This is a genomic window from Desulfosarcina alkanivorans, assembly GCF_009688945.1.
GTDB lineage: Bacteria > Desulfobacterota > Desulfobacteria > Desulfobacterales > Desulfosarcinaceae > Desulfosarcina > Desulfosarcina alkanivorans.
In genome coordinates this window covers 5,430,087-5,447,343 of the sequence record NZ_AP021874.1, presented here as the reverse complement: position 1 = coordinate 5,447,343, position 17,257 = coordinate 5,430,087, and the positions used below count along the sequence as shown (strand labels likewise).

The window sequence follows — 17,257 nt, the reverse complement described above, 5'->3', positions numbered from 1 at the left end:
AATGGCAAAAACGCTAATTGTTCACGGTTGTCAGTTTACAGTTCACGGCCGGTTCAATGAACGATGCAATGATTGAAGCATTTTGGAGATTGATTTCAATTCCGTTATTAATTCTTTCGCATCTGAATCAGACAAGATATCGACTTCGCGTGAGATATAAACCTGTGTTCTCAGTTCTGCAGCCGATCCTTGTGCAATATTGATAAAGCTTTGGAAATACGGAGAACTTTTCCTTTCGCTTCCTTCTGCAATATTCGACGGAATCGATACAGATGAGCGCAGCATTTGGTCCTTCATCCCATAATCGCGGCAGTTTCCTAATAATTTGTAAAGACGTACAGATAACCTGCAGGCTTTTTTCCATACTTCTAAATCCTCAAAAGAAGATCCCATCGTCATCCTCTATCTTCTGTTTTTCTTCACCGTGAACCGAAAACTGTGAACCGCAAACCGCTATTTTACTAATTGATTTCAATTTTTTGTCTGATCAACCCCTTCTCCAGCTGCGGCCATTTTCATCCCCTCCCCCTCCTCAATCTCAAACCGCACCAGGCACTTCAACCCGCTGGGCATCTGCTGGTCGGCATTGGGCAGTTCCAGGCGCACCCCGAAAGTGCTGCTGGCCGAATCGATGACCCTGTCGACGATGGTCACGGTGGCGGTCAGTTCCCCGTATTTCGGCAACTCGGGAATGATGGTCGCGACCATTCCCGGATTGATGCGGCCGAACATGCGGGCCGGGACGATCACCTCGACCCGCAGGGGATCGATCTGGGCGATCCGCAGCAGGGGCTGGTTGTTGACATATTCACCGGGCGACACGTAGCGATCCACCACCACCCCTGAAATCGGGCTTTTGATCGAGCGCCGGGCCAGCGCGGCCCGTGCTTTCTGCAGATCGAGCTCGGCCAGGATCCGATTCTCGCGGGCCTTTTGAAGACGATGGCCGGTCAGAATGATCTCGGTGGCCGCCTGGTCCTTTTCCTGGGGCGAAATCACCGATAGCTGCCGGACGCGCTGATGAACCCGCCGGGCAAAGGCCTGCTGGGCCTGCTGCAGGTCGATTTCCCCGTCGAAGGTCGCCATGGTGCGGGCCTTGGCCAGCGCGGCGCGCTCCACGGAGGACTCCAGCTCCACCAGCACCTGCCCCTGCTTGATCAGGCTGCTGCGCTCCACCATCACCCTGGCGACAATCCCCTCCGCCGGGGCGCCGATCTCGACGACCTCGCAGGGTTCGATCAGGCCGTCGTATTCGGCGGTTTCGGACCAGGCGGGGGTGGCGGAGAGGAAGAAGATGGACAGCGTCAGAATAAAAAGGGTTTTCTTATTTAGAATGAACATAATCGTACTATCTCCTATTCCGGATGAAACGGAATTAACAAATTACAAAAAACAATTTCCAAATGCACACGTTTGTGGAAAGTTGAAATTAGAAATTTGGTTTTCATGCTTTTGTACTATTGATGAATGCATTCAATTTTGGGCCAAGTTTATCAATTATTGTTTTGTATTCTTTCGCGGTTGACTCGGATAAAACGTTTCTTCGGATGAGTTTTCGCAACCACGTTTTGGTCTCTTCAAGTGAACCTCTGGAATACAGATAAAATTTTTTCCTGTCAGCGGGAGTATACCGACCATACCCTTCCGCTATATTGGCAGCGATGCTGTCGGATGATCGAATTATTTGATAGCCCACCGTGTATTGAACTTTCTTGTTCCACTTATCAAAATCGTGCCAGATCATATCTGATAACGATTCTGCTAATTTGTATACATCCAACTCGTAAACCCTTTTCATCTATGCCCAATTTCTAATTTCAAATTTCAAACCGCTGATGGTTACGGTTTTTGATATTTTGTTGTCATTTGATTTTTGACCATTGTGATTTGTCTTTTGGTTATTGTAATTTATTTGTTATTTGGGTTTTGATTATTGTTATTTATCTTTCCTGGTCATTCCCTATTCCCACTAAACCCCAACATCCGGTCCGTCTGGCGCTCCTGCTGCAGCAACGCCCGGCGTGCTTCCCGATGCCGGCGCTCGACGCTCCGCTGGGCGCGCCTGATGATCGCTCGACATAGCCGGCGCTGCAGCAGACTGTCCGTTGTCGTAAAGCGGCGCAGCAATTTGATAAGTATCGGTCGGCAGTTCAGCCGGACCCACGCATCGTCCAGTGACAGCAGCACCTGGTAGCTGCCGGGTTCCCCCTGCCGGGCGCAGCGACCGATCAGCTGGCGGTCGATCCGTCTGGCATCGTTGCAGCAGGCGGCAATGACATGCAGGCCCCCCATTTCGGCGACGCCTTGGCCCAGGGGGATGTCGGTGCCGCGCCCGGCCATATTGGTGGCCACGGTCACCTGTCCCTTTTGGCCGGCGCCAGCGACAATCTCAGCCTCGGCCTTGTCCTGACGGGCATTTAACACCTGATGAGCGATCCCCGCAGCCGTCAGGCAACGGCTGATCGTCTCGGAGTCCGCCACCGATCCGGTGCCGATCAGCACCGGCTGCCCCCTGGCCTGCAGGCGTTTCACTTCGGTGGCCAGAACGTCCCATTTCTGGCGGGTTCCTGAAAAGAACCGCGGGGTACGTCCCTGTCGCCGGCCGGGCCGATGCAGGGGAATCCGCTGCACACGAAGCCCGTATACCGACCAGATCTCGGCAGCCACCTCGCGGGCCGTGCCGGTCATGCCGCCCAGGCGCAGATAGCGGCTGAAAAAGCGCTGATAGGTCAAGCGCCCCAGTTGCTCGCGGGCATCGGTAAGGGCGCAACCCTCCTTGGCTTCGACCAGCTGGTGCAGGCCGCGTTCCCAGGAGCGGTCCGGCATTGTCCGGCCGGTGTTGGTATCGACGATCAGCACCTTGTCATCCTGGACAAGGTAATCGCGGTCCCTGTGCAGCAGGTGCAGGGCGCGCAGGGCCTGGCCGACCAGTTCCTCACGACGCCGGGCATTTTGCCAGAGTCCCCTGGCGCCGGGCCGGAGACCGGCCAGCCGGCGCTGCCCGGCCCGGCTGAGCTGGATGCCGTGACAGGCGGCATCGATAAAAAAATCACGCCCCGCTTCCAGCTGCCGGGCCGACGCCAGGGCCTGTCGATAAACCGCGTGCTCGTCGGTGCTGTCGACGGCGCGGGTCAGGATCAGCGGGGTGCGGGCCTCGTCAATCAGGACGCTGTCCGCTTCGTCGACAATGGCGAAACAGAGCCCGCGCAGCAAAAACCGCTCCTGTCGTGTGTCGTCCGCAGATGAGGCGTTCAACTGAAGGCGCAGCCGGTTGCGGTCGTTGCCCCGCAGTAATCGGTCCCGCAGATAATCGAAGGCCACCTGCTTGTTGGTGCAGTAGGTAATGTCGCTGGCATAGCCGGCGCGGCGCTGCTCCAGGTCCATGCGCTGGGTGACGGTGCCGACCGACAAACCGAGCGCCCGGTAAAGCAGCCCCATGGATGCTGCATCGCGTTCCACCAGGTAATCGTTGACGGTCAGCACGTGCACCGGAATTCCCGCCAGGGCTGCGGTGGCTGCGGCCAGGGTCGCCGTCAGGGTTTTGCCTTCACCGGTTTCCATCTCCGCCAGCTGTCCCCGCAGCAGGGTCCAGCCGCCCATCAGCTGTGAATCGTAATGACGCAGGCCCAGCGTGCGGGAGGACAGCTCGCGGATCAGGGCGAAAGCCCGGATGCACAGCGCGTCACTCAACCCGTGGCTGCGGAAGCGTCGACGCAGGTCAACCCGTTGCCGGTCTATCCCTGTGCGGTCAAGTTTGGTCAACGCCGCTTCCTGGCGTCCGATCGCCGCGGCAATCCTGCGCAACCCGCCCTGACGTTGGATGGTCAATCGCATCAGCCTGCCACGCACGGCAGCGAAGGCGTTCTCCAGCCATCCGTTTTCGCGATCGCCCCGTTCGGGGTAGCATCCGGCGATCAGGCCGGGGCGCAGGGTGTGCGCGCCTGTTGCTATTGAGTTGGTAAACATAAAGGTACCTGGAGGAGAAATTGGAAATTAGAAAATAGAAATTTGGCAGACATCCAATTCGTAAACGCGTGTCGTCATCCCCCAGTTTCTAATTTCAATTTTCCGCTTTCTAATTTCCAACTGTCTTTTTAATCCTACCAATTAACGTGTTACAGACCCTGCCTGTCAGCGCTTCTGCCAATTTACAGGCATCCATTCGTAAACGCATGTTCTTCCCTAATTTCCAATTTCCAATTTCTATTTTCTACTTTCCATTTTCCAACCGTCACACAAAAAATTTCCGTATAAATAGCTGCCGAAGACTGCGATACCACTGCATGGCCAGCGGCATGGTGCCGTGTTCGAGCCGAACGTAGACCCGGCCGCCGATATGCGGGTTTTTCACCTGTTCGGGCAGACGGATATCGAGCTGAAAAATCGTATCCAGCGCCCGCAGGCCGTCGGGGTCGGTGGGGTCGACCGGAATAGCGCCGCCGCCGCCGGTTCCCAGGGCGGCCGACGGCAGATCGAGGCTTGCCGCCGGGACCACCCGTTCGATCTCTGCCGGTAGTGCGGTTGCCGATTGCTCGGCCAGGCGCACCGCCACCCCGGTGATGTGCTCACGAACCAGGCCGATCTCGGCCTGGCGCACCACGGCCCGCACCGTGGGACGGTGATCGGCGATGATATAGCCCAGCAGCTCCCCCTTTTTGACGAAACGACCGGGCAGGTTGCGTTCATCGATCAGAATAAAATTGCCCTGCGCCGGACTGCGCACCGTCAGTTTCTCCTGTTTCTGTTCGGCGTCCTGCAGATCTCCCTTGACCCGATCGATTTCTTCCATGAACAGATTGCGTTCGACCCGCTTGTGCAACGGCTGGGCATGGTAGCTGGCATAAAGTTCCGCCAGGCGCGCCTGGTAAATGTCGATCTGGGTTTCCAGAAGGGGGTCGACCCCGCGGATCAGGGGTCTGTCCTTGGCTACCCACTGCTCCACGGGCACCAACAGATCGACCACCTCGCAATCGGTCCCGGCGCGGATCGCCGATTTTTCCGGCAGCCAGACCACCCCCTGCGTGGCGGTCCACAGCGGAATCGGAAGAATGAAAAGCGACAGGACGGCAACCAGCGCCAATGTACCTCCGACCAGCGTCAGGCGAGCCCGCCGGCTGCGTGCCGCCGGGCTGTTCAGAAACTGCGTCACGGTGCGGATGGCCGGAAGGATCAACAAACTGACGGCCCCCCACAGGGCGATCAGGATACCGACGATAAAGAAGCGGCTGCTCACCAGCATCACCAGACCGACCAGGACGGCGATCCGGTAGCAGAAGGAAACCGGCCCATAGGCCAGAAACCAGCCTTTTTCTCCAGGGGCGGTAACCGGTGATGCTGTCGCTTCCATCCCCAGCAGGTAGCGCTGCAGGAGATAACCGAGATAGCGGGTGGATCGTTTCCCCAGGTTGGGAATTTCAATCAGATCTGAGAGGATGTAGTATCCGTCGTAGCGCAGCAGGGGATTGCCGTTGAACAATACGGTCGACACCCCGCCGATCAGCATGACGTTGTAGGCCATCGCACTGATCAGGCCGGTTTCCACGTTCAACCAGACGAACAGCGCCAGGGAGGCCAAGAGCATTTCGACCGCCATTCCCATGGCGGCCACGGCGATGCGGTGCTGTTTATCGGTAAAAGAGGCGGAGGTGGAGGCATCAAGGTACGGAATAGGGGTCAGGGCGAGCAGGATGATTCCCATCTCGTGAACCTCGCCGCCCCACTTCTTCACGGCGAAGGCATGCCCGAATTCGTGGAGGGTTTTGACCAGCGGATAGACCAGCCAGAGCAGCACCAGATTGCGCGGTGAAAACAGCTGGTCGGACAGGCTGCCGGCCAACTCCGGCCAGTGAAGGCCGGCGAGGACCATGGCCGTCAGCACAATCAGCAGCCAGAGAAAAAAAACCCCTCGCGTAAACAGCGGCGATGTCAGAAAACGCCATCTATCGAGGAAACGGTCCGGGTCGAAAAGCGGGAAACGCAGCGAAAAGGGGTTGGCGGCGCGCTGTTTCCAGCCGCTGGGGCTGCCGCGAAACTGCCTGACCAGTTCCACCGTGCTGGGCAGGATGTCGCTTTGAATCAGCTCGGCGTCGTGCAGCCGGCCGAGCAGACGAATGAATTCGTCCTGGGTGGGAGCGGCATCGTCGGACTGGCCACCGGCGTTCTCCCAGATGGCTTCCACCGTGCGCCCTCCGTCCATCTGGCCGATCAGGAGGTAGGCGCTCGCATTGAACCGGTGGCTGCGGCCGTTCAACCGGTTTTTCAGCACATACCAGGGCGCCCCCCGGTAGACATGCCGGGAAATGCTGACGGCATCGCGCAGCACCGGTTTGAGCTTGGCGACGCGGTACCAGTATGTGCTGAACAAGGATTCGGTCATTGGTTGTCAGTGTTGAGGGTTGCGTTATGGGTTTTTTAGGTATCTGTTCACGGTTATCTGTTTACAGTTCAAAGTTTTTTCAAACATTTAAATCCTCAAAAGAAGAGCCCTAGTTATCCTCTACCTTCTGTTTTTTTTACCGTGAACCTAAAACTGTAAACCGATAACGATTACGCTTTGAGTTTTTAAATTGGTATTTCCTCGCCCTTCATCACGGCATCCGCTGCCAGACAAATAATCGCAGCCAGTCAACCAGCCGTCGGGTCCAGATCCTGAACAGCTTTTCCCGGCCGATTTCAATCCTGGCGATGCCTTCCATGCCGGGGCGCATCAGGTCGGAATGGTCCGCCATGACCGCTTCGACCCTGAAATAGTTGCGCCCGCCTTCGCTGATGGCGACGGGCGTCAGACGATCGACGGTCAGGGCGATGGCCTGATCGGGCATGCCGGACAATTTCAAATGCCCCCGCTGCCCCATAGCAATCAGGCCGATATCACGGTCGTCGATCTTCATGATCACCCGGTATTCATCGGTCGGCGCCACTTCATACAGCACGTCGCCCGTTGTTACCGGTGAACCCAGGGCCTGGCTGAGGTCCCCCTTGACCACCAGTCCGGAAAAGGGAGCGGTCAGTGTGGTGCGTTTCATCTGCTGCTCGACCAGGCTCAGCTGCGCTTCGGCCTGAGCGCGCTTGGCTTTCAGTATGGCGACCTCGGCACGGTCGACTCCGGACAACGCCTTGCGGTATTCCTTGATCAGCTGGGCTCGCTGACTCTGCCATTTGCGCTGTTCGAGCCGCAGCTCCTGGTCATCCAGGGTAGCCAGCACGTCCCCGGAACGAACCCGGTCCCCGGCACGGACGTGGGCCTGGGCGATATAGCCCTGCTGCGGCGCCACCACGGCCCGGCAGACGCCTGCCTCCAGCACGGAATCGCAGGAAATGCGGAAGGCACCACTTGCCAGGCAAAGCCAGGCCAGAAGGGCGGCCGTCAACGAAAAACCCGCTTTCAAGGCCAGGTGACGGGGGCCCAGCAATCGGGCACATCCGCATTGCAGGGCGTCCAGCGCCCTGGCGGGCAAACTGCGTTCTTCCCGTCTTCGGTTTTCCAGCACCGGTCCGAGCAGCAGCCCGATCTGCTCGCACTGAGCCACGGTTTCCGCGTCAAAGGGGTTGTCCGCAGCACGCTCGAGCAACAGGGCGCCGACCGCTTTGCCGTTTTTTACCAGCGGCAGGGTGCAGATCGCCGCCCCTTGCTGGGAATGGCCCAGATGCTCGTGAAAACGGGTAACCAAAGCGGTATCGTCGGATGCCGCCGGGTAAACGACGGTGGCGGCCTGATCCAGGGATTCGCCCATGGCATCCCTGATGGCGCGAACCAGGTTCGAATGCTGATCGATCCGGGAGCTGTGGGACAACGCCTCGACCCTTATCCGGTGGTAACGCATAAAGCCGATACTCACCCGGTGACAGGCAAAGCGCGCGGCAAGTTCGTTGGTCACCTCGGTGGCGGCGACCCTGAAGCGCTCATTTTCCAGTCCGGCGGCAACCAGGTCGACAAGATTGACCAGTTGATCCCTGGCGGTTGCCCCGTTCAGCAGGACCATGGTTTCCAGCCACTTGGCCCCTGCCTGAATCTGCTGTACCGTTGCCCGCTGCATCGGCTGGGAGCGATGGGTCATCTCGATGGCGACAACGCCGATCAGCCGGTCGCTTAAGAACAGCGGACAGGCCAGTGCATCCAGCGGCTCGCCCGTCTTGGAAACCGTGTTGCTGCGGCCCTTTATCACTGCCTGCCGGCTGCGCAGTGCAGCCCGGACCACCTGTGATAGTGGGGCATGATTACCCCCCTCTTCCGGCCAGGAAAGGATCCGGTCATAGGGCCCCTCGTCGGGAGGCCCCGACAGCAGGATACCATGCAGCGATCCGGGCACCATCCGGCACTGGCGAGACAACCACGCCTGTAGCACTTTTTTCATAAATACAACTTGTTAGCATAAAACCGGCAAAAAAAGTGACACCTTGAAAAGTGTACACCTATCGAAAACCAAGCGGACCCAAATCCATCACAGTGGCAAAAGGACTGACGGCATCGGTTCAGACGAGTGAGTCCGCGTTCGCCTGTTCGAATCTACTCGCAAAACTGCTATCGGCCTTATTCCAAAAAACCAAAGGATATTTTTATTGCATAGGCAGCAGGCGATTCCATCTGCCGACGGACCTTCAACTGCCTGTAGTGAGCGGATGAAGGGTGCTGCCGCCGATCTGTTCATTGGGCCGCTTTGTTTAACCACGAGGCCGCGCACCTGACCGGCCAGCGTCCCGGCATCGGCAACGGAGTGGCATAAATTAAAAATAGTTGTAAATTAAGAAAGTTAGATTGAAAGGCGGGAACGACAAAGGAACATGGTAACCGTAAAAACGACGACGGGGCCGGTGGATAAAATTGGCCAATGCCTGGTTGATGCATGTCCAACGAAAGGAAACCAAGGATGATCAACCGCAGGGCAACCCGCGGCTCACCCCCTGTGCCATGCACAGCCGGTTTTCAATGCCCGGTCAGAATTTTCCATACAGGCGCCGGGTATTTTCCACGACCGCTTCCACGACCGCCGCCTCAGAAACGGCTTTGATCTGCGCAATCGCCCCTATGGAAACCGTCAGGTTGGCCGGTTCGTTGCGCGTTTGCCCCTCGGGCCCCAGCACCGGGCTGTCGGTTTCGACCAGCAGGCAGGACAGGGGCAGCTGTTTGACCAGTTTTTGTTTCTGGCGGGAGCGGACAATGGAGGGGGGAATGGAAAAAAAGTAGCCGGCTTCCACCGCGGGCAGGGCGGCGCCGGCCTTGCCGTCAAAGGCATGCATCTGGACCCGGGTGGCATCGTTGTCCAGCAGCAGGGCCACCGCGTGGCGTCCTGCCGAACGGGAGTGAACGTTCAGCGGCAGATCCAGTTCCCGCGATAAGGCGACAAACCGTGTGAATATTTCCCTCTGCAGCGCTTTTTCCGAATCTGCTTTCACCACCCAGTAATCCAGCCCCACTTCGCCGATGGCCACCAGGTGTCGGCGATTGTGGCGGATGAAGGCCATCATCTCGTCCGCCTGATCCGGGTCGAGGATTGTCGGATAAAGTCCGGCCGCCGCCTTGAGCATCGGGAAGGCGGCGGCCAGATCTAAATTCCTGCGGGCATCGGCAAGGGTTTCGCCCACCGTGACGACCGCCCCGACACCGGCTGCCTGCGCACGCGCCAGTACCCGATCCCTGTCGGTGTCAAACACGGCGTCGCAGAGGTGGGCATGGGCGTCGGTCAGATTAGAGCGGGTCATCGACGATACCGTTGATCGATCCTTTTAGGCTTCCTGCAGGTGGCAGGCGTTGCGTCCTTTTTGTTTGCACCCGATGGCGGCATGGAAGACGCCATCCAGGCGGTCCATCTCTCCATAACCAAGGTCACCTTTGCAGATCTCGGTGATGATCCCCTTGTAATCGATTGAAAAGCATTGATGCGACGAACGCCAATAGGACAGTTTTTCAGGCCGTTTCCGCTTTTTTTCAGAGGGCTTGGGCATCAATTTGATTCTATTGTGGGTCATGTTTGGTCATCCTGCTGTGGCAGTTATCTGCGCAAGAACCGTAGGAAAGCACATTCACTAATTATCACGGAATGTTAACATCCAATCAAGGAATTTTTTCTGTAGCCGTACAAGCCATATTTTTGCCATTGGAGATCGGATGTCAAGTCCATGCGGGAAGCATCCCGTCAATAGATGCATTTGAATTTATCGCAGAATCGGTCCAGCACGGCCAGCAGGGCTTCGGGCAGTTTTTCCCTGACCTGCAACACGATACCGGCCGGGATGGTTTTGTAAAAGGCCTGGGCGATGCCGCCGGCGATGCAGGCCATGGTGTCCGCGTCGCCGCCAAGGGAAATGGCGTTTTTCACGGCGGTTTCGTAATCGCTGGCGTCCAGGAAGGCGATGATGGACTCGGGAACGGAGCCCTGGCAGGTGACATCGAAACAGTAACCGGCCCGGATATCATCTATCGAGCAGCCGAGGTTGTATGCGAACCGGGTTTCGATCTGCCTGCGGATGGTCGCTTTATCCTCGTTTTTGCGGGCCAGGAAAACGGCCAGGGCCGTCGCCTGGGCCCCCTTGATGCCTTCCGGGTGATTGTGGCTCAATTCAGCCGACCGGCGGGCCTGCAGCATAACCGCTTCGATGGTTTCGAAAGCGAACCCCACGGGAGACACCCGCATGGCCGATCCGTTGCCGTAGCTGTTGTATGGAATGCTGTTCGGGTCCCAGATCCAGTGCCAGAATGACCCCCCGTAAGGCAGGTTGGGGTATCGCTGGGCATAGGTCTTGATCGAGGTCCGGTAGTCCGTACCGGTGAGAATGGCATTGGCCACCGCGACGGTGAGGACGGTGTCATCGGTAAAGGCATCCACCGTCATGGGAAACGAAACGGTCTTGATCGGGCAGCTCTCATAGGGAGAGCCGATCATGTCGCCCGCTATTGCGCCGATCATTTTGAGTTCCTCCTTTGGCTGTCGAAAGGGCCACCCAGGGTATGGGATCGCTGAAACGAAAGGTATGGAGGTCGTGTCAGGCCGTTTGTGCGAACCGATGGGGCAGCATGATCGCTGAACAGATCCGGCAGCAAGATGGGTTCCATCGAGGGGGGATTAGAACAGGCACGTCAACGTGTCGGGCAACACCGACGGGCATGGCAGAAGACCTGCATCCTGATTGTTTATTTTAATCAAAATTGATCCCGACGGCAAGTCGACATTCGAATTTCTGCAGCGCCGGGAAATCAACCGGCGGCACGCCGGACCCCGTTACCGTTTTTTTTCTTGTATCCGGCATCGCTGACCCGCACCCGCCGGCCATCGAGCTGGACGTCTTTCAGGCTGCGCCGGACCTTGTCGGCGGAACTGCGGGCCACTTCGAAAAAAGAGAATTCACGCTTGAGTTCGATCCGGCCGATCTGGTGGGAACGGATGCCGGAATGGTCACATACCAGGCGGACAATGGCCCCTTCATTGATGTTGTCCAGGCGACCGACATTGATGAAAAACCGTCGGGACCCCTTGGCATTGAGGCGAACCGGGCGCTTTCCTGCCGGTGAACCCGGGCGTTCCGGACGGTTTTTCCCGGCCCCGCCGGCCCTGGGCGGACGGGCGACCGCATTGATGTCACCTGCCTGTCGGTAATGGTCCACAAAACGGCTGAAGTCCGGAGCCATGAATCGCAGGATCAATTCCTCCCGGTCCAGGCCGGCCAGGGCTTTGCTGACCGCGGGCAGGAAGTCGGCAAAGGCCTCCCGGTCCACCGGGGTCTCCACGATCCGATTGACAAAATCGTCGAGCTGTTGCTTGCAGATCGCCCGGCCATCCGGGAATCTGGCAAATTCGAAACGCATGGCATTGGTGCGTTCGATGTGGCGCAGCCGGCCGACTTCGCGGGGGGTGGCCAGGGCCATGGAAACGCCCGAACGGCCGGCCCGCGCGGTCCGGCCGCTGCGGTGGGTATAGGTCTCGGGATCATCGGGCAGGTTGTAGTGGATGATATGGGAGATGGCGTCCACATCCAGCCCGCGGGCCGCCACGTCGGTAGCCACCAGGATCCGGACCGACCGGCAGCGGAATTTGCGCATCACATGGTCGCGCTGGGCCTGGCTCAGGTCGCCGTGCAGGGCATCGGCCCGGTATCCTTCCCGGATCAAGGCCTCCGCCACGGTCTGGGTGTCCCTGCGGGTGCGGCAGAACACCAGGCCGAAAATCCCGGGCGCTGCGTCGATGATGCGTTTCAGGCCCTGGTAGCGGTGGCGCTCGTTCATCAGGTAGCATGAATGGGTGATATTGGGGGCCATGCGCCGGCGTCCGCCCACCGACACCTTGCACGGATCGTCGAGATAATTGCGGGCAATGGCTGCAACGCCCGGGGGCATGGTCGCTGAAAACAGTCAGGTTCGACGATCGGCCGGCATCCGCGCCAGGATCCGGTCGATATCCTCCTGGAAGCCCATGTTGAGCATTTCATCGGCCTCGTCCAGCACGCAGGTGGCCACGGCGGACAAATCCGCGGCCCGGCGCTGCATCAGATCGATCAGGCGGCCGGGGGTGGCCACGATGATCTGGGCGCCGCTGCGCAGCTGGCGGATCTGGTGGGCGATACTGGCCCCGCCGTAAACCGCTGCCACGCGAATCTTGCGCAGGTAGCGGGCATAGCCCTTGAGGTCGTCGGTGATCTGCAGGCAAAGCTCCCGGGTGGGGCACAGGATCACGCCCTGGGGACGGGCCCGGGCCAGGTCGACCCGATCGAGCAGGGGCAGGCCGAAGGCGGCGGTTTTTCCGGTGCCGGTCTGGGCCAGGCCGATAAAATCCCGGCGGCCATCGAGCAGTTCGGGCAGGGCTGCGGTCTGGATCGGCATCGGTGAGTCGAACCCCAGATCATCGAGGGCCCGCAGCAGTTCGGCACCCAGGCCGATTTCCTTGAAATTCATTTGTCGTTTTCCTTTTAGGCAGCATAAAAAACGCCGCCCGAGTGAATCCGGACGGCGTCACATGTTCAGTATGGCAACCGGTTGCCGGCCGGACGGGATCCGTGGCCGACATGTGTTCCGGTTTACCGTTGAAGCGGCTTATAGCCTTGTCAAATGGCTTTGGCAATCATTTTATAGGCATTCCCCGGGACGGGCTTCAACCGGAAGCCGGCGGCGACACTGACGGGGCGAAACACTGCCGGCTTTCCTGGAGGGGGTATTTGCCCGAGATATCACGGTAGAAATCGCGGATCACGGCCATGTCGGCGTCAATGTCACCGGTGGGGTGCACGATGGGGCCGAAACCGCCGACTTTGCGCCGGTAGTCCAGAAAACCGAGCGCAATGGGCACACCGGCACCGTTGGCAATGTGATAGAAACCCGTCTTCCAGTACAGCACACGCTTGCGGGTGCCCGATGGCGGCACCACGAGCGCCAGACGGTCGCACCGGGCAAATCTGGCGATGGACTGGCCCACGACATTATTCGCGCGGGACCGATCGATGGGCTGCGCCCCCAGCCAGCGGAACACAGGTCCCAACGGCCAGCGGAACCAGGCGTCTTTCATCATGATAACCGGATTGAGTCGGTAGATGAAGGCCACACAGAGGGTGTAGATAAAATCCCAGTTGGAGGTATGCGGGGCCGCGATAATGACATAGCGGGAAAGCGCCGGCCGCCGGCCCTCGGTTCGCCATCCCGTAAATTTGAAGAACATCAGGGCCAGCCAGCGCACCAGGGAGCGGACGAGAACCGTCTCATGGATAGTCATGGTTTTCACCTTCCGAAAGTTTGAACACCTTTCAAAACCATGCCATCGGGGGCGTAGGGGCGCCGAATGTCCGCACCATGCGGGTTGGCCGTCGATCGTTTGTGTTGGCTTTGAGACTTGTTCTGTTAAATTCGATGGAGTATAGGTCATCGATGACGGAGGCACAAAGTATATTGTTGTTTTTACAAATATTTTACACGGTCTTTCCCCGTCTGCCCCGTCGGTCGATCCGCCGACTGTCCTGGCAACGGCAACCGCCACTTGATTTTTATCCCGACTTAATTTAGCTATCATTGTTCATTTTCAATGACCCCATGACCGCCCATGATCGGCCACCGCCAACCACCAACCCGGGAGGGGAAATGCCCAAGCGCGAGGATGTCCACAAAATTCTGATTATCGGTTCCGGTCCCATCGTCATCGGCCAGGCCTGTGAATTCGACTATTCCGGAACCCAGGCCTGCAAGGCCCTGCGGGCGCTGGGCTACGAAATCGTGCTGGTCAACTCCAATCCGGCCACCATCATGACCGACCCGGGGCTGGCGGACGTGACCTACGTGGAGCCCCTCAACGTCAAAGTCCTTACCGAAATCATCGCCGCAGAACGTCCGGACGCCGTGCTGCCCAACCTGGGCGGCCAGTCCGCCCTGAACCTCACCTCCGAACTGCACCGCCAGGGGGTGCTGGAGGAATACGGCATCCGGGTGATCGGCGTCAGCCTGGAAGCCATCGAGCGCGGCGAGGACCGCACCGCCTTCAAGGAGACCATGACCCGACTGGGCATCGACATGCCCCGCAGCGAGGCCGTGGACAGTGTGGCCGACGCCGAGCGCGTGGCCCGGCGGCTGGGCTATCCGGTGGTAATCCGTCCGGCATACACCATGGGCGGCACCGGCGGCGGGCTGGTGTTCAACGTGGAGGAACTGCACGTGGTTGCCGGCCGGGGGCTGGCCGCCAGCCTGATCGGCCAGGTGCTGGTGGAGGAATCGGTCCTGGGATGGGAAGAGCTGGAACTGGAGGTGGTCCGGGATGCCAACAACCGGATGATTACGGTGTGCTTCATTGAAAACGTCGACGCCATGGGGGTCCACACGGGAGACAGCTACTGCACGGCACCCATGCTGACCATCGCCCCCGCCCTGCAGAAACGCCTGCAGGATTATTCCTACGCCATTGTCGAGGCCATCGAGGTCATCGGCGGCACCAACGTCCAGTTCGCCCACGACCCTGATACCGGCCGGGTGGTGGTCATCGAGATCAACCCGCGCACATCCCGCTCCTCGGCCCTGGCATCCAAGGCCACCGGGTTTCCCATCGCCAGGGTCTCCTCGCTGCTCGCCGGCGGACTGACCATGGACGAGATTCCCTACTGGCGAGACGGCACCCTGGAAAAATACACGCCCTCGGGAGACTACGTGGTCGTCAAGTTCCCGCGCTGGGCCTTCGAGAAGTTTGCCGGCATCGACGACCAGCTGGGCACCCAGATGCGTGCCGTGGGCGAAGTGATGAGCATCGGCAAGACCTATAAGGAAGCCTTCCAGAAAGCCATCCGAAGCCTTGAAATCAACCGATACGGCCTGGGGTTTGCGCGGGATTTTCACGACCTTCCCCTGGAGACCCTGATGAAACGGCTGGCCGTGGCCACCAGCGAACGCCAGTTTCTGATGTACGAGGCGCTGCGCAAGGGCGCCGGCGTGGACGAACTCCACCGCCTCACCCGCATCAAGCCCTGGTTCATCGAACAGATGCAGGAGCTGGTATCACTGGAGGAAACGATCCTGGCGTACCGGGGCCAGACACTCCCCGGGGACCTGTTGAAGCGCGCCAAGCAGGACGGCTTTGCCGACCGGTACCTGGCCGGCCTGCTCGGCGTTCCCGAGGCCGCCATCCGCGACCGGCGAACGGCCATGGGCGTGGTGGAAGCCTGGGAGCCGGTGCCGGTGAGCGGGGTCGACGATGCGGCCTATTACTTCTCCACCTACAACGCCGCCGACCAGGTCACGGTCAGCGACAGGCCCAAAATCATGGTGCTGGGGGGCGGGCCCAACCGCATCGGCCAGGGCATCGAATTCGACTACTGCTGCGTCCACGCCGCCATGGCCATCCGGGAAGCGGGCTATGAATCCATCATGGTCAACTGCAACCCGGAAACGGTCTCCACGGATTACGACACCTCGGACAAGCTCTACTTCGAGCCCCTGACCGTGGAAGATGTCCTGAGCATTTACGCCAAGGAAAAACCCGAGGGGGTCATCATCCAGTTCGGCGGACAGACGCCGCTCAATATCGCCCGTGAACTGGCCGAGGCCGGCGTGCCCATCCTGGGCACCCCCCCGGACACCATCGACCTGGCCGAAGACCGGGACCGCTTCCGGCGGATCATGCAGGAACTGGGCATCCTGCAGCCCGAATCGGGCATGGCCGCCAGTCTGGAGAAAGCCCGCACCATTGCCGGGCGCATCGGCTACCCGCTGATGGTCCGCCCGTCTTACGTCCTGGGCGGCCGGGGCATGGAAATCGTACACGATGACGCCATGCTGGAACGCTATGTCAATGCCGCCGTGGAGCTTTCTCCCGAACGGCCGATCCTGATTGACAAATTCCTGGACAATGCCATCGAGGCCGAGGCCGATGCCATTGCCGACGGCCGGGATGCCTTTGTTCCCGCGGTGATGGAACACATCGAACTGGCCGGCATCCACTCCGGGGACTCGGCCTGCGTCATCCCGCCCATCAGCCTGGCGCCCAGGCACATCGACACGATCCGGGAGTATACCCGCCGGATCGCCACGGCGCTGAATGTGGTGGGGCTGATGAACATCCAGTACGCCATCTACGACAATACGGTATACGTGCTGGAGGCCAACCCCCGGGCATCACGCACCGTGCCCATCGTCTCCAAGGTCTGCGGCCTCTCCATGGCCCGCGAAGCCACCCGGGTGGTGCTGGGACGATCCATCGCGCAACTGGATCTCAAAGAGCGGCAATTTCACCACTATGGCGTCAAGGAGGCGGTGTTCCCCTTCAACATGTTCCCCGAAGTGGATCCGGTGCTCGGGCCGGAGATGCGCTCCACCGGCGAGGTGCTGGGCCTGTCCCACTCGTTCGGGCGGGCGTTTTTCAAAGCCCAGGAAGCCACCCAGTCCGTCCTGCCCCTGGAGGGAACCGTGCTGTTTACCGTGGCGGACCGGGACAAGACGGCCGCGCTGGAACCCGTGCGCCGCTTCCGGGAGCTGGGCTTCAGGATCCTGGCCACCGAAGGCACCCACCGTTTCCTGAAGGCGCATGGCATCGACACGTCGCCCGTCTCCAAGCTCGACCTGGGGCGGCCCAACCTGGTGGATGCCGTCAAATGCGGCGACGTCCAGCTGCTGGTCAACACACCCGGCGGCGGCAAAAGCTCCCGTGACAGCTCGAACATCCGCAAAACCGCCATCAAGTACAAGATTCCCTACATCACCACCACCGCGGCGGCCATTGCCGCGGCCAAGGGGATTGCCGCCCGGCGGCAGGGCGCCCCGAAAGTGCGGTCCCTCCAGCGCTACCACGCGGTAATCGACTGA

At 59.6% G+C, this 17,257-nt stretch carries 13 protein-coding genes; 1 reads left to right on the top strand and 12 read right to left on the bottom strand.

The window, feature by feature from the left end; all coding sequences use genetic code 11:
* Positions 1 to 42: 42 nt before the first annotated feature.
* The 12 genes from DSCA_RS23805 to DSCA_RS23755 all read right to left on the bottom strand — a co-directional run bounded on the left by DSCA_RS23805 (position 43) and on the right by DSCA_RS23755 (position 13,694).
* Entirely contained in the window at positions 43 to 399 is a 357-nt protein-coding gene (locus DSCA_RS23805; protein ID WP_231716266.1) for a four helix bundle protein, read from the bottom strand.
* 72 nt (positions 400 to 471) lie between these two features.
* Positions 472 to 1,341, bottom strand: a complete 870-nt coding sequence (locus tag DSCA_RS23800; RefSeq protein ID WP_155318819.1) for an efflux RND transporter periplasmic adaptor subunit — start codon at positions 1,339 to 1,341, stop codon at positions 472 to 474.
* A gap of 103 nt (positions 1,342 to 1,444) precedes the next feature.
* On the bottom strand, positions 1,445 to 1,798 hold the full coding sequence (locus tag DSCA_RS33345; RefSeq protein WP_155318818.1) for a four helix bundle protein: 354 nt from the start codon (positions 1,796 to 1,798) through the stop codon (positions 1,445 to 1,447).
* A gap of 155 nt (positions 1,799 to 1,953) precedes the next feature.
* Positions 1,954 to 3,966, bottom strand: a complete 2,013-nt coding sequence (locus DSCA_RS23790) for a preprotein translocase subunit SecA (RefSeq protein ID WP_155318817.1) — start codon at positions 3,964 to 3,966, stop codon at positions 1,954 to 1,956.
* 265 nt (positions 3,967 to 4,231) lie between these two features.
* Positions 4,232 to 6,376, bottom strand: a complete 2,145-nt coding sequence (locus DSCA_RS23785; protein WP_155318816.1) for an HlyD family secretion protein — start codon at positions 6,374 to 6,376, stop codon at positions 4,232 to 4,234.
* 211 nt (positions 6,377 to 6,587) lie between these two features.
* Entirely contained in the window at positions 6,588 to 8,354 is a 1,767-nt protein-coding gene (locus DSCA_RS23780) for an HlyD family efflux transporter periplasmic adaptor subunit (RefSeq protein ID WP_155318815.1), read from the bottom strand.
* A 580-nt stretch (positions 8,355 to 8,934) separates the two neighbouring features.
* Positions 8,935 to 9,699 (bottom strand): TatD family hydrolase, encoded by a 765-nt coding sequence (locus DSCA_RS23775; protein WP_155318814.1) that lies wholly within the window; start codon positions 9,697 to 9,699, stop codon positions 8,935 to 8,937.
* 24 nt (positions 9,700 to 9,723) lie between these two features.
* Positions 9,724 to 9,966 carry a hypothetical protein gene (locus DSCA_RS23770; protein WP_155318813.1) on the bottom strand — a complete coding sequence of 81 codons (243 nt, stop codon included), beginning with the start codon at positions 9,964 to 9,966 and terminating at the stop codon, positions 9,724 to 9,726.
* Positions 9,967 to 10,133: 167 nt separating this feature from the next.
* Positions 10,134 to 10,904 (bottom strand): ADP-ribosylglycohydrolase family protein, encoded by a 771-nt coding sequence (locus DSCA_RS23765; protein ID WP_155318812.1) that lies wholly within the window; start codon positions 10,902 to 10,904, stop codon positions 10,134 to 10,136.
* 287 nt (positions 10,905 to 11,191) lie between these two features.
* Positions 11,192 to 12,328 carry a DEAD/DEAH box helicase gene (locus DSCA_RS23760; RefSeq protein ID WP_231716265.1) on the bottom strand — a complete coding sequence of 379 codons (1,137 nt, stop codon included), beginning with the start codon at positions 12,326 to 12,328 and terminating at the stop codon, positions 11,192 to 11,194.
* Positions 12,329 to 12,343: 15 nt separating this feature from the next.
* Positions 12,344 to 12,883, bottom strand: a complete 540-nt coding sequence (locus tag DSCA_RS32705) for a DEAD/DEAH box helicase (protein WP_231716264.1) — start codon at positions 12,881 to 12,883, stop codon at positions 12,344 to 12,346.
* A 196-nt stretch (positions 12,884 to 13,079) separates the two neighbouring features.
* Complete coding sequence (locus DSCA_RS23755; protein ID WP_155318811.1) at positions 13,080 to 13,694, bottom strand: lysophospholipid acyltransferase family protein; 615 nt, start codon at positions 13,692 to 13,694, stop codon at positions 13,080 to 13,082.
* Positions 13,695 to 14,056: 362 nt separating this feature from the next.
* On the opposite strand from DSCA_RS23755, the gene carB reads away from it, so the two are divergent.
* Positions 14,057 to 17,257 carry a carbamoyl-phosphate synthase large subunit gene (carB, locus tag DSCA_RS23750; RefSeq protein ID WP_155318810.1) on the top strand — a complete coding sequence of 1,067 codons (3,201 nt, stop codon included), beginning with the start codon at positions 14,057 to 14,059 and terminating at the stop codon, positions 17,255 to 17,257.

What these genes read in the sequence shown, in the direction of transcription:
- DSCA_RS23800 (WP_155318819.1), bottom strand. Translation starts at nt 1,341, where the DNA reads ATGTTCATTCTAAATAAGAAAACCCTTTTTATTCTGACGCTGTCCATC.
- DSCA_RS23790 (WP_155318817.1), bottom strand. Translation starts at nt 3,966, where the DNA reads ATGTTTACCAACTCAATAGCAACAGGCGCGCACACCCTGCGCCCCGGC.
- DSCA_RS23760 (WP_231716265.1), bottom strand. Translation starts at nt 12,328, where the DNA reads ATGCCCCCGGGCGTTGCAGCCATTGCCCGCAATTATCTCGACGATCCG.
- DSCA_RS23775 (WP_155318814.1), bottom strand. Translation starts at nt 9,699, where the DNA reads ATGACCCGCTCTAATCTGACCGACGCCCATGCCCACCTCTGCGACGCC.
- carB (WP_155318810.1), top strand. Translation starts at nt 14,057, where the DNA reads ATGCCCAAGCGCGAGGATGTCCACAAAATTCTGATTATCGGTTCCGGT.
- DSCA_RS23765 (WP_155318812.1), bottom strand. Translation starts at nt 10,904, where the DNA reads ATGATCGGCGCAATAGCGGGCGACATGATCGGCTCTCCCTATGAGAGC.
- DSCA_RS32705 (WP_231716264.1), bottom strand. Translation starts at nt 12,883, where the DNA reads ATGAATTTCAAGGAAATCGGCCTGGGTGCCGAACTGCTGCGGGCCCTC.
- DSCA_RS23755 (WP_155318811.1), bottom strand. Translation starts at nt 13,694, where the DNA reads ATGACTATCCATGAGACGGTTCTCGTCCGCTCCCTGGTGCGCTGGCTG.
- DSCA_RS33345 (WP_155318818.1), bottom strand. Translation starts at nt 1,798, where the DNA reads ATGAAAAGGGTTTACGAGTTGGATGTATACAAATTAGCAGAATCGTTA.
- DSCA_RS23805 (WP_231716266.1), bottom strand. Translation starts at nt 399, where the DNA reads ATGACGATGGGATCTTCTTTTGAGGATTTAGAAGTATGGAAAAAAGCC.
- DSCA_RS23770 (WP_155318813.1), bottom strand. Translation starts at nt 9,966, where the DNA reads ATGACCCACAATAGAATCAAATTGATGCCCAAGCCCTCTGAAAAAAAG.
- DSCA_RS23785 (WP_155318816.1), bottom strand. Translation starts at nt 6,376, where the DNA reads ATGACCGAATCCTTGTTCAGCACATACTGGTACCGCGTCGCCAAGCTC.
- DSCA_RS23780 (WP_155318815.1), bottom strand. Translation starts at nt 8,354, where the DNA reads ATGAAAAAAGTGCTACAGGCGTGGTTGTCTCGCCAGTGCCGGATGGTG.